Raw genomic sequence first — 18,750 nt, 5'->3', positions numbered from 1 at the left:
TCGAGGAACGATAAAAAAGCGTTTTTATAAACAAGGTTCTGACCACAGCCGAAAAAAAACCGTCCATCGGACGGTTTTTTAGCTGAAAAAATACATTACTCGGTAGTCGGCTGCGGTTTTGGCTCTGGATTCATACAGCTGTAAATCACCGGCAATACCAGTAAAGTCAGTACCGTTGCAAAACCCAGACCGAACATAATCACCACCGCCATACTTTGGAAGAACGCATCGCTCAGCAGCGGCGCCAGCCCCAGAACCGTGGTAAAGGCCGTGAGCATAATTGGCCGTAAACGGGCGGTCGAGGCATCAATAATGGCATCCCGCAGCGGTTTTTCCTGTCGCTGTAGGCTAATTTCTTCTACCAATACGATCCCGTTACGAATCAACATACCGCTCAGACTTAATAGACCAAGTAACGCCATAAAACCAAAAGGAATTCCGGTTAATAGGAAACCAACGGTCACGCCAATCAAAGCTAAAGGCACCGTTAGCCAGATAGCCAAAGCGTTACGTACCGAGCTAAACATCAGCACTGTAACGACAAACATGATAATGAAGGCGATTGGCAAGCTGGTGAAGATCCCCTGCTGTGCCTCTTTCGTACTTTCGTAATCGCCTCCCCACTCCAGTTCATAGCCCGACGGCAGTTTGATCGCTTCGATATTCGGCCTGATCCGCTGTAACAACTCGGCGGAAGTTTCCCCGCCTTCCGATGTTGGATCGGTTTGCACCGTTAACGTGCGTTTACGATCCAAACGCATAATGAGTGGATCTTCCCATTCGGTTTCAAAGCTGGTGACAACGTTATCGATAGGAATAAACGCCTGACGCGCTTGGCTCCATACCATGACATCGTTGAGCCTTTCTGCGTTCAACCGCTCGGCGTCCGGTGTCCGAAGGACAATCGGCATCAACCGCGTACCATCCCGATACAACCCGACCGGCAAGCCGCCAAAGCTCATCCGCAGAGTGCTATCCACTTCACGCTTATCTACGCCCAGTTCACGCCCCAGATAGTCTGAGAATTGCGGACGGATCATTTTGCTGCGATCCTGCCAATCATGACGCGCGCCATCAGCCAGAGGATCGGCCACAATCACTTTTTCGGCCTGCGTAGCCAGAGATCGCAATACGTCCGGATCTGGCCCGTTAAATCGCGCTTCGATCGCGCTGTTATTGGATGGCCCGAACATGATGCGCTTCAACCGCGCATTCACCTGCGGGTATTCATCCTGCATAAATTGTTCGGTTTCTTCGATCAATCCGGGAATGCGATTCAACCGATCGGTACGCACCATAATTTGCGCATAGTTAGCATATTGCCGCTCGCCGTTATAGGTCAGCATAAAGCGCATCGCGCCCTGACCAATAGTGCCAACGGTATCGGTAACGCCCTCCTGCTCCTTGATATGCTTTTCTACTTCCGCCGCGATGCTTTCGGTATAGCTAATATCCGTGCCATACGGCAGCCATAAGTCGACAAAAAAGATCGGCGTATTCGAAGGCGGGAAAAAGCTCTGCCGCACGCTACCAAAGCCGTAAATAGACGCCACCAGCATCGCAGTCAGTACCACCAGCGTGATGCTGCGATGCTGCAATAGCTTATTCAACACCACCCGATAGTTACGGAATAACCAGCCGTCATAAGGCTGCTTAACCGGCTTATCTTCATCAACCGGAGCCGATTTTTGGTTTTGGAAGGCCCATTTGGCGAATACCGGGGTTAAGGTCAGCGCCGTGAACCAACTCAGCATTAACGAAATCAGTAATACTTCAAACAGCGAGCGGCAATATTCGCCGGTGGAATCATTTGATAAACCAATAGGTGCAAAGGCCAGAATCGCGATGATCGTGGCGCCCAGCAACGGGAACATCGAGCGCTTCACCACTTTACTGATCGCGGTGAAAATATTATCTCCCCGCTGGCGCCCAACCAGCACTCCCTCCACCACCACGATGGCATTATCCACCAACATACTGAGGGCGATAATTAATGCACCAAGGGAGATACGCTGCAATTCAATATTAAACAACCACATAATCAATAATGTCCCCAGCACGTTCAGTGCCAGAGAGAGCGCGATAACAATGCCGCTGCGCGCGCCCATAAAGATTAATAAGGTAACGACCACGATCAGTAACGCCAGCAGGAAGTTGAGGATAAAGCCGTTTACCGCGCCTTCCACTTCATGAGACTGATCGTAAAAAATACTGATGTGCATGCCGGATGGCCGTTCAGGCTCTAGCTGCGCTAACCGCAATTTAACGGCATTCCCCACCGTGACGACGTTGACGTTAGGCGCAAAAGAAATCCCCACCCCCAATGCAGGCTGACCATTCGCACGATAAATATTTGTAGGCGAATGAGTCACTCCCTGAGTCACGGTGGCAATATCACGCAAATAGACGCTTTTCGGGCTGCCCGGCTGGCTGACCAATAAGTTTCCCAATTCCTGCACGCTATTAAATTCACCGGTTGGATGCAGGCGGATCGATTCGCTGCCAACCAACAGTTGCCCGGAGTTGGAAACCACGTTCTGGCGACTCAGCAAATCCGATAAATGCTGCGGAGTAATACCGGCGGCGGTCATCTGCGCCCGCGAAATATCAATCTGAATTTCTTCCGGTAAAATGCCGGCAATAGCGACTTTCCCAACGCCGTTAACCAGTACCAACTCGCGGCGTAATTGCTCGCCAAAATTACGTAAATCCTGATTGGTGTAGCCCTCTCCCGATAGCGAGAAGAAGAAACCATATACATCGCCAAAATCGTCATTAACCAGCGGCGTACCGGCCCCAGGAGGCAAACGGGCGCTGTTATCACTGATTTTTCGGCGTAACTCATCCCAGATTTGCGGCAGTTCGTTCGGCCCGTATTGGGAACCTACGTTGACGGTAATTTGCGATAAACCGGCGCTGGAGATTGACCTGACGTTATCGACGTAAGACAGCTCCTGGATGGCATTCTCCAGCGGCAGCGTCACCTCCTCTTCCACCTGCTGCGCCGAGGCTCCTTCGTAGCGAGTGACTACCACCGCGGTTTTAATGGTAAAAGCCGGATCTTCCAAACGGCCGATATTCAGATAGGCAATAAGTCCGCCAATTCCTAGCAACAGAATCGTTAGCCAGATTCGCGTGTTATTGTTGATGAAATTGTCCGTTAGCTTCATTACAGACCCCGCTCACGGACCCACGCCCGCACCAACTGCTGTGGACGAAGCTCGCTGGTACCGGCGGCAACAATCTGCTCACCGTCGTTCAAACCCGAAGTAATCCGGATACCGTTGGCCATCAGCTGCCCGACCTGCACTTCCCGTTCTTCAACGTGGAGCTGGCCTTTATCCTCTTTAACTACCCAAACTCGCGCATCATTGAGCTGGGTGCTATCGGGATTAAATACCGCTTCTACCGGCACAATAATCGATGCGTTCGTCGAACCAGTTAATTTATGCGTATTGATACGAACGCTACCGCTGATGCCAGACAACAGCGGTAAGTCCGGCGGACGTTTCATGGTCAGCGTCACCTGGAAAGTCATGGAGCCAGCGCTGGTGGAGGTAGTGTGCTCTTTATATTCGGCCAGGAATTCCCGATCCGGTAAATGGTTTAAACGCACCGTAGGGTGATAGTCCTTGTTACCAATATCCAATGCGGTAAATAAACGTTCCGGCACGCTAAATACCACGTCCAGCGTATCCAGTGCGCTCAAGGTCGCAACCACCTGCCCCGGGGCCATGACCTGATGATTACGCGCGCTAACGTTAGCAATCACACCGTCAAAAGGCGCGCTGATGGTGGCATCACTCAGCTCTTTGCGAGCGATATCCAGCGCTGCCTGAGCGGATTCCAGCTCGGCTCGGCGAATATCCAGCTCAGCGCGAGAAATGGCATTGCGCCCTTGCAAGGTATTAAAACGATTGAACTGATCGCGAGCCAGATTAAACGCCGATTGGCGATCCCGTACTCTCAAGGTCAGATCGGTGTTATTCAACATCGCAATATTCTGCCCTTTCTTAACCTGTTCACCTTCTCGCACCAGTAATTGCTGAAGCTGTCCCGCACGTTTAAATGACAGTTGCGTTTCATCCCCAGCCTGCAATCGCGCCGGGAAATAACGCACGCCGTTCTGGCCGCTGTCTTCAACCGTAAATATTTTTACCGGGCGCACGCTTTCCATCACTTCAGGCGCAGGTTTATCGCAGCCAGCCAATAACAGCGTTGCCAACAGAGTCACTACAATTTTTGTCTTCACTATAAAGATCTCGTTCAATCAAATATTGGGGTTGCAATTGCGCAACAGCGGTTGAAACGCACCAGCAAAAATCGGGTTAAAAAGTGAAAATATGATGACATTGTGGTTAGGATTAGCCGCAGATAGCTTCGCAACGACAGAAACAAACGGCCTAACATCATCAGATTTACATTCTGTTTATCCCTTATCTCAGCGCCCATTGACTGCGTTCTTGCTATCGGTTTTGTTATCGGTTTTTTTTATCACTTTGCGAATCAGCTTATTCATCAGCGTTAGCAGAACTCCGCCAGTCAACATGCCCAAAAAGTAAATCAGGACGATCAGCACGGACAAGGGCAAGGTTATCTCATTAAAGAGTAGCGATACCTGAACGGCGCCGCTGTTCTGAAAGGCAAAAAGAGTGGTTAATGTGACAATTAACAGAAAAAGTACCGTATAAACGTATTTCACAGTGCCGTCCTTTTCTAAAAATCTATTACGTCGCCCAAAACACTCGGCGATTTTAAATACAGATAGCCGACAGCAAACCAGCGTGATAACACTGTCCACTCTCGACTATTTTTTAAGAGCACTGTCGCCAGCTGGCGAGAACCGTTCCGCAGCTGGCGGTTATCAGCAATTAAAAATCAACGGCATCGCGGATAAGCGGGCAAGTCATACAGTGACCGCCCCCGCGACCACGGCCTAATTCACTGCCCACAATTTCAATCACTTCCACCCCTTCTTTACGCAGCTGAGTGTTGGTTTTGGTATTGCGATCATACGCCATGACCACGCCCGGAGAGATGGCGACCATATTATTGCCGCTGTCCCACTGCTGGCGCTCAGTGTCGTAATCGTTGCCCTCAGTTTCCACAACTCGTAGTTTTTTCAGATTGAGCGCACCGGCTACCGCGTCAACAAAGGTGCCTTTATCTCGGCTCAGCTTCATGCCAGTCGGGCCATCATCCGGACGTAGTGAGAAAGTCTGGATCTGATTAACAATCGCCGGGTAAAGCGTCACCACATCGCGATCGCAGAAGGTGAAAACCGTATCCAGATGCATGGCAGCGCGCAGCTTCGGCATCGCCGCAATCATCACGCGCTCAACCCCAGATTTCTTATTGGAAAACAGTGAAGCTGCCAGTTGCGTAATCGCCTGATGGGAAGTTCGCTCGCTCATACCAATCAGGACGGTTTTATTCCCAATCGGCATCACATCGCCGCCTTCCAGCGTGGCTGAACCGTGGTGCTGAGTCGGATCCCCCCACCACACATTGATATCGGCATTGGCGAAATCAGGATGGAATTTATAAATCGCCGTAGTCAGGATGGTTTCTTCATGGCGAGCAGGCCAGTACAGCGGATTTAACGTCACGCCGCCGTATATCCAACAGGTGGTATCGCGGGTGTATAAAGTGTTTGGCAACGGCGGCAGTAAATACTCGGTAATACCGACGGCTTCACGAATCAGCTTCAATTCTTCTTTGTCGCACTTACCCACTTCGTGTAATTCACGCGTAGATAAACCGCCAATCAGAAACTCAGCCAGCGTTCGCGGATCCAAACCTTCGAGGAAACTGCGGGTTTCATGCAAAATGCCTAACGAAACTTCATTAGGTACAATTTGCTGATCCAAAATCCATTTTTTTGCCACCGGATTATGCAGGGTCTCAGTCAGGAGATTGTGCATTTCTACTACGTCCACGCCTCTTTCACGCATTTTGGTCATGAAATCGAAATGGTCGCGCTTGGCTCTTTCTACCCACAAAACATCATCAAATAATAATTCGTCACAGTTACTTGGTGTCAGACGGTTATGGGCTTTACCCGGCGCGCAAACCAGAACTTTGCGTAAAGTACCAACCTCTGAATGTACGCCGTAAGCGCCTGACTTCTTGGTTTTCTTATCCGACATAATAGCTCCAGTAAATTATATGGTGATGATTCCGGTGAAAATGCTATACAGCGCGACCGCCGCTGCGATAATCACGATGGCAAACAAGATTTTTTCAGCGCCATTAAAGACTTTCTGATGCTGCTCGCGTTTCGCCATAATGAACAGGATGGTACCTGGACCGTAAATAATGGCGGACAACAGCAGATATTTCATGCCACCGGCGTACAACATCAGCGCCGCGTAGAAGGTGGCGATCAATGCAAAAATCAGATCTTTTCGATGGCCTTTAGCATTGGTTTCGTAGGTTTCGCCGGTCCAGGCTAATTTCAGACCGTAAGCACCCACGAGCAGATAAGGAATCAACGTTAGAGAACTGGTTAACTCCAGTGCCAGTTGGAAGGCATAATCGGTAAATAGCGTCAGAACTAAGAATATTTGCACAAAAATATTGGTCAGCCACACCGCAGCGGAGGGTACTGCATTACTATTTTCCGTCGCAAATATTCTTGGCATACTGTTACTTTTGGCCGCAGAAAAAAGCACTTCGGCCGCCAGCAATGACCAGGATAAATAAGCACCGAGCACGGAAATAATCAGTCCGACGCTGATAAATATTGCGCCCCAGCGTCCTACTATGGCTTCTAATACACCGGCCATGGAGGGTTGACGCAGAGCGGCTAAATCAGGTCGCAGCATGACGCCGTAAGACAGCATGGTGATTAATACCAGCAGACACAGCACGCCAATAAAGCCTAAAACCGTCGCAATACCAACGTGACTGCGTTCTTTAGCGTAACGTGAATAAACGCTGGCACCCTCAATGCCCAGGAACACAAATACCGTGACCAGCATGGTACTGCGCACCTGCGAGAATAGTGATTCAGGCTCGGCTACCACGGTGCTCATTGCCGCCGCCGCGTGGCCAACGTAGCCATAATCATTAAGATGAGATAAATCAGCCCCTTTAACGACATCCGGCGTTCCCCAGAAGTTCAGCGCAAAGACATCGCCTTTAAAGGCAAAAATCAGAACGATAACAAAGATAAAGATTGGGATAATTTTCGCGAAGGTGGCAATGGTATTTATCGCTGCGGCTTCTTTAACTCCGCGTAATACCAGAATATGGAAGCCCCACAAGATCACCGAGGCGACTAATACCGCCGGAATAGTATTACCGTCACCGAATATTGGGAAAAACGCGCCTAGGGTAGATTTGATCAACACAAAATAAGAGACATTACCAATACAGGTACCGGCCCAAAAACCCAGGGCTGAGGCGAATCCTAGATAATCTCCAAAACCTTCTTTAGCGTAAATGAATACGCCGGAATCCAGATTAGGTTTGCGCTGCGCTAACGTTTGAAAAACGAAAGCCAGCATTAACATACCGCCACCGGCGATACACCAGGCAATAATGGCGCCGAATCCACCCGTTGCTCGTCCGAATGTCGCTGGCAGGGAGAAAATACCCGCGCCAATCATCGAACCAACTACAAGAGAAGTCAGTGCGGGTAACGATAGTTTATTCGCTGATGAGTTTGCCATGATTCTCTCAATGACGTTGGATAGGTTAATAAATGTAGATTCTGTTTAGGCGATCAGCAGAATCAACCTGAACCAGCTCAGGAATAGAAATACATCTTTATCATAGTCAGATTTAAAACTATTGCGTAATATCCCGAAAGTAGGCTGGATTTTTCAAAATGTAAATCATTGAAAAAATTATCACACATATTACAAATGGCCAAAAGTGATCCACATCATGATTTATGATTACTATCAATCAACGAATTACGCATCACATTAAATTTATTAGCCAATTTCACCACAGTGTTTTGATTTCCTTATAATCACCGCGCATTAAATTTTAATGACAAAGAATCAGATAACTCTGCCAATTCAAAACAAATAAACCCCGCCTTGATATTAGGTATTACACCATCTATGATTAATAGTTAGATCGGTAAAGCAAAATGATAAAAATACAATAAAATCAATAAATTAATAAAAAACAAACCATGGAAAATAAATTTTTGTTAATCCTTGCTATCCCTGAGGTTTTAACGTTAAAAATGTAGTGATAACCACACTACAGACTCAATCTTATTATGAGTGTTTAAAAATAAAAACATCCTGCTTAAAACTCCTATATTCATAAGCATTCTATTGCCAAGAGCAAATGAATAGAGTCAGGCAATAATAGGATTATTCCTATAACAGATAGTGACTGTTAATTCGAAAAAAACCGCACACCAATAACACATGTTATTATCATGTTAAGTGCTTTAAGTTACATTTATCCACTTATAAATAATAAATACTCATTTTCTATGCATTAGATTCTCACAACATTGGAGTCGGTCAAAAGCAAATCAAGCAGCATAAAAACCCACCGCAAACGTCTAATTAAAATATATAAACTAAAAAATGAGTATTTATTTTCCACAAATTCATTTTCACTCGGCTGTACAGAAAACAAACTAATTATTATTTATCAATATATCCATCACCAATGCTTAGTCATGATTCATTCATTTAAATATCGCCATCTTGATAGAAAAAAGTAAATTAAATTATTTTTCACCTGTTTTTTATTCACAAAAAATCAAATAAAAAACCGATAATATAGAGATCGTGATGGCTTGTTAATTTTTTTACTGTTTATTTTGTATAAATTATTAGCATTATTTAATGAATTATCTATATTTTCCTAAAGCTACTCAACTATTACACTTTAAGCTGATCAAACCTCTATTTTTTCTGAGAAAATAATCCATATACAGACAGCGGAGACAGAATATAATGTAATTCCGTTAGCTTCAGATATGTCATCAAACAGTCTTATTTACAGTACAAATTTCATACTACCAAGTTATTATTCTACTCACCAAAATTCTGCACTATAAATGCAAACCTGCATCTACAAACTCACCGCATCAAACCTCTCAGATCCAGCTACAGCGCCACTTCGGCACTCGTTCTAGTATGCCATTCCAGATACTGCCCACGCCTGAATTAAACCTGTGCGCTATGCCTGCTAAGAGCAGCCTTATTAACAGAGTAGTTAATCCGGTGCTGTACCCATAATGGCGATTATTTACCCAATAAGAAAAAAAACGCTGCTCCGGGTTATTTAACGTGGCTGAGTAGAATGAGAATAAAATGGTTTCTAGATTCTGAGATTTATGATTTGAATGGGAAATATATAATTGGGTTTATTACGGCTAAAAACGGGCGCTCAGTTACCCCTGGCTTGCAGTTACGAGCTAATCAGATAAAGTGCATATCTGACTATTTTGACCGCCAGAATCCACGACAAAACAGATTGAGTCCCTCTCAGACAAGTTTGCAGGTTGCCAGAAGCCAGCCATAGGTTAGGAGAGCGACAACGCAAAACGGCTCCAATAAAGAGCCGTTTTATCGTCGATCAGCCAGGGCTAACTTATAGCGTCTGAGGCCTTTTTTGCTTCGCTGATACCGAATATCCCGCCAGTATCGCAGCCAGTATCATGAACAGATGGCCTTCTGAATAATCTAGCAGGAAGGAGTTAAAGAAATTACAGGCCATATAGCTACAGAGTAATGCCAGCAGCAGATTGCGTAACTTCGGCTCCTGCTGCCAGGCTGCACGGAAACAGCACACTACCCAGGCCAAAAATATCACCACGCCCAAAATACCAGACTGAATAGTTTCCAGCAGATATTGGTTATGCGGGTTATTGATCTTATAGCCAGTTTCCGGATTCGAATAGAAGAAACCGCCCGCACCGTTGCCCATAATAGGTGCCTGCTTAATCAGTCGTGCAGCCTCCATAGCAAAGGCGGAACGCTGCCCCATAGAAGAGTTACAAGCCTGATATTCATCGCCGGAAGTTGATGCCATGCAGGCTTTAATTTCATTAACGCCCAGCATAATACGATCAGTTGCCCGGTTAGGAACCAGCGCGATAATAGCAAATGCAATAATGCCTAAAGCCACCAGACCAAGACGTTGGCGGTTTCCCAATGAGAAAAATAGCCAAGATCCTAACCCTACGACCAGAGCCACATAACCGGTACGACCCAGTACTAAAAACAGCACGCTATAGCAAGCACCTGCAACCAGAACGCCATATCCCAAACGCTTCCAACCGCTGCTTTTAAACGCCAGCATCAGCCACAATACCGCCGCTAATGCCATAAAGAAGTTTTGGGTAATTTGCAGTTTAAATATCGTCGGATTCGCCGGGTCGATCATGCCTAGCGGTACGTGCAATACGCCAACCAATAGTGAACCTGCCAATATAACCGCGTTTGCCAGCAGGAAACCGGCACCAAATAGCTTAATCAAACGATTCTGATGCAGGAAAAATAAAGCCAGCGGTAGTACATACAGCAGCTTCTTCATTTTACCCACCATCTCAGAACCGTAATCGTTATGATGGAATAATAATGACGCCGCCAGCAGCAAGAACATCACCGCGGGTAAATAAACAATTGGGTTGGTTGCCAACACTTTGAATTGCAGCCTGTCGCGCTGAATAATCAAACAAATAATAATCAGAACCAACGCAATATTCACGAAAGAAGTGGCAGTCGGCAGAGCTACCCCTAGCAGAAAAGCAGCAAAGCCGGCCAGTAAACCGCTTAAGCGATTGGCCAAAGATATTTCCGGGGAGCGAACCTCCGGAGAGCTTAATGTTGTCGTCATGGTACTCTCAATTCAGACGGGTTAAGGGGAGAATGAATGGCCATGGATTAATGATCTGAGCCGTTAAGCCAGGCATCAACCGCAATTTTCACTTCATTCACCGGAATAGCGTCCAGATAACGCTCGGTTGTATCTGTATCAATTTCATTTGGCTGAGGAAGCGTCCGATAGTTCCCTGCCCATATCAATGTATGTGGCGCCTGCCAAGGATACCACTGTTGCAGATTACTTGGGCCAAACAGCACCACGGCGGGCGTTTGCAGAGCTGCGGCCATATGCATCGCTACCGAATCTACCCCAATAAATAGTTTTGCCTGATCAATTAATACAGCTAATTCAGGTAAATCCAACGTCCCCGCCAGATTAATAATCTTCTCAGGCTGCGCGCAGCCGCCAATAATTTCGGCAATATAATCCAACTCGGCGGAGTCGCGTCCCCCGGTCAGCAAGATCTTCTGACCTTGCTGAGTCAGTGAATCGATCAATTGGCTGAAATGACTGGCAGACCATGTCTTGAATCGCCAACGGGCAGAAGGTTGAATCAGCACATAGCTATCAAGTTGATTCTGTTGGCGGATCTCAACGACCCGATCGATATTAGCCTGACTGAATGCCATCGTGACTTGAGTACTGATATTCTCAATCCCAAGCGGCTCAAGAATCGCCAGATTATTTAATACCGTATGCTGTTCTTCTGCCCGCGGAATATCCACCAGTCGGGAATGACAGTAGCGCCACAGCCCGTTATCCCGTTTAGGAAAACGAATACCGATACTGAATTTAGGCTGTAATAAACGGCAATAAACGCCGGCGCGCCATTGATCGGATAAATTGAGGATCAGATCATATCGCTGTTTTTTCAGATCGCTAAACAACGCTTTTTCGCCACAAATTTGTGCCTTGAGACCAGCATGCTTTAAATCTCGATCGACGATATAAGCATGATTAACGGTGCTATTTGCCGCCAGCATCGCTTCTGTTCCACCATAAAGCAGCACATCTATCAACGCATTCGGATAGTTTTCTCGCAGCGTATTTAACAACGGGGTGGTTAAAAGAACATCACCAAAATGCCGCAGTTTGATAACCAGGATACGTTGAACACTTTCTTTATTCCGGACAGCATCGGGAAGTGTTGACGAAGATAATGAGGCTGAACGTTGCCCATCGAGGGATTGTGTCTTATTTGACGTATTCATCATGGGATGCGCCATTTTAGGCAACAAAAGATAAGGGCAATTATGCTATATCAGCCATTTACCCTATGGCAATCGTTTTTGCATATCAATATGCTAATAATCATCGCCAAAACAAATCAACATCTCTTTTTCCTGTATTCCTCTGCTTTCTTGTCCACCAATTAATTTATGGTATCCAGCTCACAACCCATTAATGTTAACGTTAACATTTGTGATTAACATCGCAAATAAAGAAGACGCTAGCTTCTCATGATGAAAAGTTAACGTTAACAATAGCGCCATACAAAGCCATCAGGGTACTGCTATGAAAGGCAACATTCGTAACCAATATCTGATTTTGAGCGGACTGCTGTTTACTTTTTTCTTCACCTGGTCTTCGGCATTCTCTTTATTTTCCATATGGTTAAATCAAAGTGTCGGTTTAAAAGGCGCAGAAACGGGCACTACATTTTCAGCCATCGCGCTCACTGCGTTATGCGCCCAACCGCTATACGGCTTTATTCAGGATAAATTAGGGCTACGGAAAAATCTGTTGTGGGCAATTGGCGGCTTATTGCTGCTCAGCGGCCCCTTCTTCATCTTTATCTATGCTCCGTTATTGCGACTTAACATGCTGGCTGGCGCAATTGTGGGCGGATTATATATAGGAGCCACTTTCTTCGCGGGCATCGGCGCACTGGAATCCTATACCGAACGCGTTAGCCGTATTGTCGGCTTTGAATTTGGCAAAGCACGCATGTGGGGATCTTTAGGCTGGGCCTGCGCCACTTTCTTTGCCGGAATGCTGTTTAACATTAATCCTAATATCAATTTTTGGATGGCATCCTCATCGGCAGTGGTCTTTCTGCTGTTATTACTCTGTCTTCGGGAAGTTAAAACCGATGCCCTCAATCAGTTGGAATATGGCAAATCTAGCGCATTAACCCTATCAGATGCTCTAGGCCTGCTTAAAACGCCACGTTTTTGGGCTTTGGTCGTATTTGTTATGGGCGTCAGTATTTATAACGTTTATGACCAACAATTCCCGGTCTATTTCTCTTCTCTATTTTCAGATCCGCGCCATGGCAATGAAATGTACGGTTTTCTGAATTCACTACAGGTATTCCTGGAAGCAGGCGGCATGTTTTTGGCTCCCTTCTTGGTTAATCGCATTGGTGCCAAACAAGCTCTGCTACTAAGCGGTATGATCATGTCGCTGCGAATTATCGGTTCAGGATTAGCTGATGATGCCGTCACCATTTCCCTAATGAAACTGCTACACGCCGTTGAACTGCCGATCCTATTGATCGCCATGTTCAAATACATCACCAGCCAGTTCGATCCACGCCTCTCCGCCACTTTATATCTGGTGGGTTTCCAATTTGTCACTCAGGTTTGCGCCAGCGTGTTGTCGCCATTGGCGGGACATAGCTATGACCTACGCGGCTTCGCTGCAACTTACATGATCATGGGCGGCATGGTGCTGGGCCTGACTCTGCTTTCCTGCTTCCTGCTACGCGCTGATCCCCGAAACCAGCACTTATCTCTTAACTTATCAACCAAGTGAATGATTATGAAAACGCAACTGGATCGCGCTAACCATGCGCTGCAACAATTAATTCCTCAGGTCGGGGACGCTTTTTACCCCAATTATCATCTGGCTCCTCCGGCGGGTTGGATGAATGATCCCAACGGACTGATTTATCATAACGGCCTTTATCACGCCTTTTACCAGCATCATCCCTATGACGAAAACTGGGGGCCCATGCACTGGGGGCACGCCACCAGCACCGATATGGTGAATTGGCAACACCAGCCGATCGCACTGTCGCCGGGCGATGAGTGGGATAAAGACGGCTGTTTCAGCGGCTGCGCGGTAGATGATAATGGCACGCTGACCCTGATTTATACCGGTCACGTTTGGCTCAATCAACCGGGAGATGATGGCGCTATTCGCGAAGTGCAATGTCTAGCAACCAGTCAAGATGGAATCAATTTTGAAAAACAGGGCGTTATCCTGACTCCACCGAACGGCATCATGCATTTTCGCGATCCCAAGGTATGGAAACAAGACGGCGTTTGGTGGATGGTGATTGGTGCGCGAGATCATGTCGATTGCGGACATGTGTTGCTATACCGCGGCGAAACGCTGCACCAATGGACTTTTCAACAGGTTCTAGCCAAAGCGGATACCGGCGAGGGCTATATGTGGGAGTGCCCGGACTTCTTCACTCTGGGAGGGGAGCAGGTTTTAATGTTTTCCCCGCAAGGTATAAAAGCCGAAGGCTACCGTTTCCGGAATCGGTTCCAGAGCGGTTATTTACGCGGTTCCTGGCGACCCGGCACGGTCTTTCATCGTGCCCAACCTTTTGTCGAGCTGGATCTGGGACATGATTTTTATGCACCGCAATCATTCACAGCAAAAGATGGTCGCCGAATTGTTATTGGATGGATGGATATGTGGGAATCCAATATGCCTTCTAAAGCGGAATATTGGGCCGGTTGCCTGACTTTACCGCGAGAATTAAGTATTAAGGATAATGGGAAGTTATGGATGCAGCCCATATCTGAGCTGGAAACGCTGCGTCGCCAGCACGTAGAGTTAGAAAAGTTGCCATTGGAAAACGCTACCCGACAAATAGTCGACGAGGCCAGCGCGCTGGAAATCCAGTTGCAATGGAATCTCAACGATAGCAACGCCGAACGCTTCGGCCTACGTTTGGGGGGAATTGAGGGCGCAGATGAAGGCGTATCTGTCTTTATCGACAACCAGGCTCAACGGTTGATCCTCAATCGCCATTATCCGCAGCACCGTCTTTCCGGCTATCGCAGCGTCGAAATCCCCGCTGGCGACATCTTATCATTTAGAATATTTATCGATAAATCATCAATAGAGGTGTTTGTAAATAATGGCGAAGCTAGCCTGACCAGTCGAATTTATCCAAGTGAAGGCCTGCGCCAGCTTTCACTTTTTGCAGATAATGGCCAGGCCTTGCTGGCGAGTGGGCAATACTGGACGCTAAAAACAGGTTGAAAAATTTAGGATTAAACGGCTGCGGATGAACACCGCAGTCGGTTTAATTGGAAAGTCAGAGAGAGGATCTTTCTAGCAGAGGACACGGAATTTTATGAATTTCGCTGTCCGTTCTGCCTTGGATTAAATGCAAAGCAGCGGCACGGCCGATTTCATTATGCGGCAATTGCACCGTAGTCAGCGGAGGTAAAAATAGCCCACCGATACCGACCATATTGTCATAACCGAGCACCCCAACTTGCTGCGGGATTTTAATGCCTTTGGCTAATAGCACCTGATAAGCGAGAAAAGCGATACGATCATTGCCGCAAACCAAAATATCAAAATCTAGTTTTCCATTAGGACAGTGTGCATTTAGCAGTGTAACGACATCCGGGTAATGCTCATCCCCCCAAATCATGTGTTCCTGACGTAAATCACTTAAAGGCAGACCGGCATCCTGCCACGCTTTTTCAGCGCCAGCGCGACGAGCCTGAGCAGCGAGCGTATTTTCAGGCAGATAAAAACACAAAGGGCGGCGATACCCACGTTCAATCAGTCGTTTTATCGCCTGATATTGTCCCCAAAAATCGTCTGGAATATAGCTGGCCACATCCGAATTGTCGCTCACGCAGTTAGCAAGCACTAACTTTTTATCCATTAAGCGCGCTGGGATCTGGATACTGCGTAACCCCATAGTGGTAAAAATAATGCCATCTGGACGCTGGGAAAGCAGTTGATTAACAGCGCGTTCACTGTCTTCCGCTGAAGTTTGGTTCACCAGAAAACTATTCCAGCCGCACTCTCGCGCCGTCAGCTCAATCGAAAGCAGCATTTCAACGGAAAATGGCGTCGTGGCCGTATCGAAAGCCAAAACTCCTAACGTCGAGGTTTTCGTGGTGTTACCTCGCATTTTCCGCGCAGAAAAATCAGGCACATAATTAAGAGCTTCGATGGCCTGCGCCACTCGCTGATAGGTTTCAGGCCGCAATTGCTCCGGGTTATTAATCGCCCGAGAAACAGTCATTAATGATACCGAAGCCAAATTAGCCACATCTTTCAGCGAAGCCATAACGTCCCCTAAATTATGTTGTTGTCATGATCATCCCATAATGTGTCACTCAGGGGTAGATTTCCGATGATTCTCAGTGTGTTTCTATTATCCAACCCGATAAGTTATCAGCTTTCGGACAACCTGATATGCGGATTCTAAATCTGTAAATATGCAGTAGAGCTAAAATCACACGCTCTCCTAAGTTATATTTTTACGTTATGCTGCCCGTGAAGTTAACGACTAACGGTCTATCTAACTGCTTCAGTGCTTCAGGCTTTTGGCTATAGCCCACAATGTGAAACAGGAGTTTCTATGAATAACACCCATCGTCTATTACTGGCTTTGGCCTTTTCCAGCACTCTGGTAACCGGTAGTGCTCAAGCCAACAGTTTATTCGACTCGGTAAAAAATGCAGCGGACGAGTACAGTAAATCGGGGGATAGCTCTTCATCATTATCTTCGCTTACCGGGCTGCTTAACGGCGGCGATAAAGCACTCAGCGCGAGTACCATGACGAATGCCGCAGGTATTTTGCAATACTGCGTTCAAAATAACGTTTTATCGGCCAATGGCACTTCGGCAATTAAAGATCAGCTGATGAGTAAATTGGGCATTACCAGTACGGAAAATGCCAAAAGTCAGGACTATCAGGAAGGCCTGGGGGGATTACTGAAAACCGGCGAAGGTAAAAGTCTGGATCTCAATAATCTGGGCACTGCCCAACTCACTGAAAAAATTAAAACTAAAGCCTGTGATTTAGTACTCCAGCAAGGTAAATCATTCCTGATCAATTAATCTGGGTGCACCATAAATGCAGCCTCGTCTGGCTGCATCTTTTCAGTCTTCACTTGCCTGTCTCAACCTAGTAATAGTTAATCTTAACTATTGCCGTCGCATCAAACTGCCCCAATTTTATGGCTTGCCCCGGAATGGCATTCAGGCTAGCGGTATAATTTTTCGTTACCTGATTCACATCATTCATCACGGCAAAATCAGCATAACGGTTAAATACTACCGCTTGATTAGCGTCATCATAAATGGTCAATTTAGAACCATTTTGCATATCGATGGCATTATCACCAATTAACGGATTGGTAGTTGAAAACTGTGCCTGAATAGAAAAGTTGGACAAACAGCCTTGCTTCACTGAAGTAATTGCAAATGGCGCGCTAATCCCATTTCCCGTCGTTGATAACAGCGATTTATTAAACGAACCAAAACTAACGACCTGTGATTCCGGATAAACCACTAAATCCGCACCGCAGGCAATAAAGCGCGTCGAACTTAATCCAGATAGAGAATATCTTAGATTCTTCGCTGCTGGAGTAAGGTTAAGCCCATTGGAGCCATCCAACTGGAAAACCGTAAAAGTATTAGCCCCGGGATAAATGCCGCTGGAGGGCGGGTTTCCTGTCACTTTAATATAAAGTCTGAAGGTCACGGTCACGGTTACGCTCTGCCCTTTAACGATAGGTGCCGTATTGGTATTTATTCCCTTACCGTTAGTTTCTAACTCCTGACCTAAATAACTCACGCCTAACTGCAAACCCTGACCTAATGCGTTATTCAACGGGTTAAAATAAAACCATACTTGATCCCGGACACTTCCCAGCACATTATCGCAGTAAGCCGTCACCGTAATATCATTAGATTCCCAGACCTTAGTTCCTGCAGCGACATTGGATGGAATTGCCAATGCACCAATCGGAATTGCCGGTTTTATAACCATGCCGGTGCCCGCTTCTACACAATCAAGGGCATATGCCGTTGGAGCCAGTAACAAAGTTGCGCTCAAAAGAACCAGCGAGCCATAGAAGCGGCGCAATTTAGCTAGAAAAAAAGGAATCATTATTTATCCTTGGCCATTAACGAAACGGCAATAAACATTATTTATTCTTTTCCGCAGGCTGGATCTGGCACTCAACCGATGAGCAATTAAATATGCGCAACACCAAGCCGCCAAAATCATCCATATATCCCAAGCTATAATGATCTCCGCTATAGCCCGGAGTTTTCACGATTTCAGTATTGAAAGGCGCAATCATCACACTATCAAAACCGGGGAAATTACCTCGATTATCCTGACTCAAATATCCCAGCGTCACGTAATAAGGCGTCGGGTTATAGATTTTCAGACTTTCACGTTGTTTAGTAAGCTGAAGTTTGTCCTGCCAGGACTCTTTATAATCCGCTTTAATCGCCGTTGGTCTATAAAAGAGTTTTACCCGATTCTGAATAGCAATCTGAACCACGTTAGCCATTTCACTTTTTGGCGGAACTTCACGCACGTTAAAATAGAATAACGTTTCGCGATCCGTAGCAAGCGTGCTGGCATCAGGCAATTTCATAATACGAACCTGACTTTTTTGACCTGCATCAATACGTTGCATCGGCGGCAAGGCGACGAGAGGACGCTCAATCTTTTTCCCTTTCGCATCTTCCAGCCAGGACTGAGCCAGATAAGGGGAAGTTTTACTCTTATTTTCAAGAATAATGCTGACCGATTTATCGCTACTATCGAAAACAATCCGTGTCCGGTCCAAATTTATTGCCGCCTGACTATTCATAGTGCCGAGCAGCATTAACGCCAGCACCACCAACATGTTTTTAGACTGACTAGCCGTCATACGTCTCATTTTTTTTTCTAAATTCATCATTAATACTCACTTTAAATTTTGTCAGTT

At 46.4% G+C, this 18,750-nt stretch carries 13 protein-coding genes; 3 read left to right on the top strand and 10 right to left on the bottom strand.

Annotated elements, in window-relative coordinates; translation table 11 throughout:
• Positions 1–95 precede the first annotated feature (95 nt).
• The 7 genes from PL78_RS13450 to rfaQ all read right to left on the bottom strand — a co-directional run bounded on the left by PL78_RS13450 (position 96) and on the right by rfaQ (position 12,023).
• Entirely contained in the window at positions 96–3,170 is a 3,075-nt protein-coding gene (locus PL78_RS13450) for an efflux RND transporter permease subunit (RefSeq protein ID WP_064516247.1), read from the bottom strand.
• Positions 3,170–4,252: an efflux RND transporter periplasmic adaptor subunit gene (locus PL78_RS13445; RefSeq protein WP_064516244.1), complete on the bottom strand. Its 1,083-nt coding sequence runs from the start codon at positions 4,250–4,252 to the stop codon at positions 3,170–3,172. The genes PL78_RS13450 and PL78_RS13445 overlap by 1 nt, the downstream gene beginning before the upstream one ends.
• 189 nt (positions 4,253–4,441) lie before the next feature.
• Entirely contained in the window at positions 4,442–4,702 is a 261-nt protein-coding gene (locus PL78_RS13440; protein ID WP_064516242.1) for a lipopolysaccharide assembly protein LapA domain-containing protein, read from the bottom strand.
• A 169-nt stretch (positions 4,703–4,871) separates the two neighbouring features.
• The gene (gene arcA / locus PL78_RS13435; protein ID WP_064516240.1) at positions 4,872–6,149 is read right to left on the bottom strand and encodes an arginine deiminase; all 1,278 of its coding nucleotides are present in this window, start codon (positions 6,147–6,149) and stop codon (positions 4,872–4,874) included.
• A 15-nt stretch (positions 6,150–6,164) separates the two neighbouring features.
• Positions 6,165–7,676: a basic amino acid/polyamine antiporter gene (locus PL78_RS13430; protein WP_064516238.1), complete on the bottom strand. Its 1,512-nt coding sequence runs from the start codon at positions 7,674–7,676 to the stop codon at positions 6,165–6,167.
• A gap of 1,897 nt (positions 7,677–9,573) precedes the next feature.
• Entirely contained in the window at positions 9,574–10,821 is a 1,248-nt protein-coding gene (locus tag PL78_RS13425) for an O-antigen ligase family protein (protein WP_064516236.1), read from the bottom strand.
• A gap of 47 nt (positions 10,822–10,868) precedes the next feature.
• Positions 10,869–12,023, bottom strand: coding sequence for a putative lipopolysaccharide heptosyltransferase III (gene rfaQ, locus PL78_RS13420; RefSeq protein WP_064516234.1), 1,155 nt, complete (start codon positions 12,021–12,023; stop codon positions 10,869–10,871).
• A gap of 301 nt (positions 12,024–12,324) precedes the next feature.
• Here rfaQ and PL78_RS13415 point away from each other — a divergent pair, with 301 nt between their 5' ends.
• Together PL78_RS13415 and PL78_RS13410 are read left to right on the top strand one after the other, a co-directional pair.
• Positions 12,325–13,566 (top strand): MFS transporter, encoded by a 1,242-nt coding sequence (locus PL78_RS13415; protein ID WP_064516231.1) that lies wholly within the window; start codon positions 12,325–12,327, stop codon positions 13,564–13,566.
• A gap of 3 nt (positions 13,567–13,569) precedes the next feature.
• Positions 13,570–15,033 (top strand): glycoside hydrolase family 32 protein, encoded by a 1,464-nt coding sequence (locus PL78_RS13410; protein WP_201030831.1) that lies wholly within the window; start codon positions 13,570–13,572, stop codon positions 15,031–15,033.
• Between the two features lie 55 nt (positions 15,034–15,088).
• Here the strand turns inward: PL78_RS13410 and PL78_RS13405 are convergent, their stop codons facing one another.
• Positions 15,089–16,084, bottom strand: a complete 996-nt coding sequence (locus PL78_RS13405) for a LacI family DNA-binding transcriptional regulator (RefSeq protein ID WP_064516229.1) — start codon at positions 16,082–16,084, stop codon at positions 15,089–15,091.
• 294 nt (positions 16,085–16,378) lie between these two features.
• On the opposite strand from PL78_RS13405, the gene PL78_RS13400 reads away from it, so the two are divergent.
• Positions 16,379–16,861: a YjjA family protein gene (locus PL78_RS13400; protein WP_064516227.1), complete on the top strand. Its 483-nt coding sequence runs from the start codon at positions 16,379–16,381 to the stop codon at positions 16,859–16,861.
• 67 nt (positions 16,862–16,928) lie between these two features.
• Here the strand turns inward: PL78_RS13400 and PL78_RS13395 are convergent, their stop codons facing one another.
• A complete protein-coding gene (locus PL78_RS13395; protein ID WP_064516225.1) occupies positions 16,929–17,915 on the bottom strand; it encodes a fimbrial protein in 987 nt (328 codons plus the stop codon).
• A 37-nt stretch (positions 17,916–17,952) separates the two neighbouring features.
• Complete coding sequence (locus tag PL78_RS13390; protein ID WP_235601038.1) at positions 17,953–18,669, bottom strand: fimbrial biogenesis chaperone; 717 nt, start codon at positions 18,667–18,669, stop codon at positions 17,953–17,955.
• Positions 18,670–18,750: the final 81 nt, after the last annotated feature.

The organism is Yersinia entomophaga (genome assembly GCF_001656035.1).
Lineage (GTDB): Bacteria > Pseudomonadota > Gammaproteobacteria > Enterobacterales > Enterobacteriaceae > Yersinia > Yersinia entomophaga.
This window is presented reverse-complemented; position numbering and strand designations above follow the sequence as displayed.

What these genes read in the sequence shown, in the direction of transcription:
- PL78_RS13450 (WP_064516247.1), bottom strand. Translation starts at nt 3,170, where the DNA reads ATGAAGCTAACGGACAATTTCATCAACAATAACACGCGAATCTGGCTA.
- PL78_RS13395 (WP_064516225.1), bottom strand. Translation starts at nt 17,915, where the DNA reads ATGATTCCTTTTTTTCTAGCTAAATTGCGCCGCTTCTATGGCTCGCTG.
- rfaQ (WP_064516234.1), bottom strand. Translation starts at nt 12,023, where the DNA reads ATGATGAATACGTCAAATAAGACACAATCCCTCGATGGGCAACGTTCA.
- arcA (WP_064516240.1), bottom strand. Translation starts at nt 6,149, where the DNA reads ATGTCGGATAAGAAAACCAAGAAGTCAGGCGCTTACGGCGTACATTCA.
- PL78_RS13430 (WP_064516238.1), bottom strand. Translation starts at nt 7,676, where the DNA reads ATGGCAAACTCATCAGCGAATAAACTATCGTTACCCGCACTGACTTCT.
- PL78_RS13405 (WP_064516229.1), bottom strand. Translation starts at nt 16,084, where the DNA reads ATGGCTTCGCTGAAAGATGTGGCTAATTTGGCTTCGGTATCATTAATG.
- PL78_RS13425 (WP_064516236.1), bottom strand. Translation starts at nt 10,821, where the DNA reads ATGACGACAACATTAAGCTCTCCGGAGGTTCGCTCCCCGGAAATATCT.
- PL78_RS13415 (WP_064516231.1), top strand. Translation starts at nt 12,325, where the DNA reads ATGAAAGGCAACATTCGTAACCAATATCTGATTTTGAGCGGACTGCTG.
- PL78_RS13390 (WP_235601038.1), bottom strand. Translation starts at nt 18,669, where the DNA reads ATGTTGGTGGTGCTGGCGTTAATGCTGCTCGGCACTATGAATAGTCAG.
- PL78_RS13400 (WP_064516227.1), top strand. Translation starts at nt 16,379, where the DNA reads ATGAATAACACCCATCGTCTATTACTGGCTTTGGCCTTTTCCAGCACT.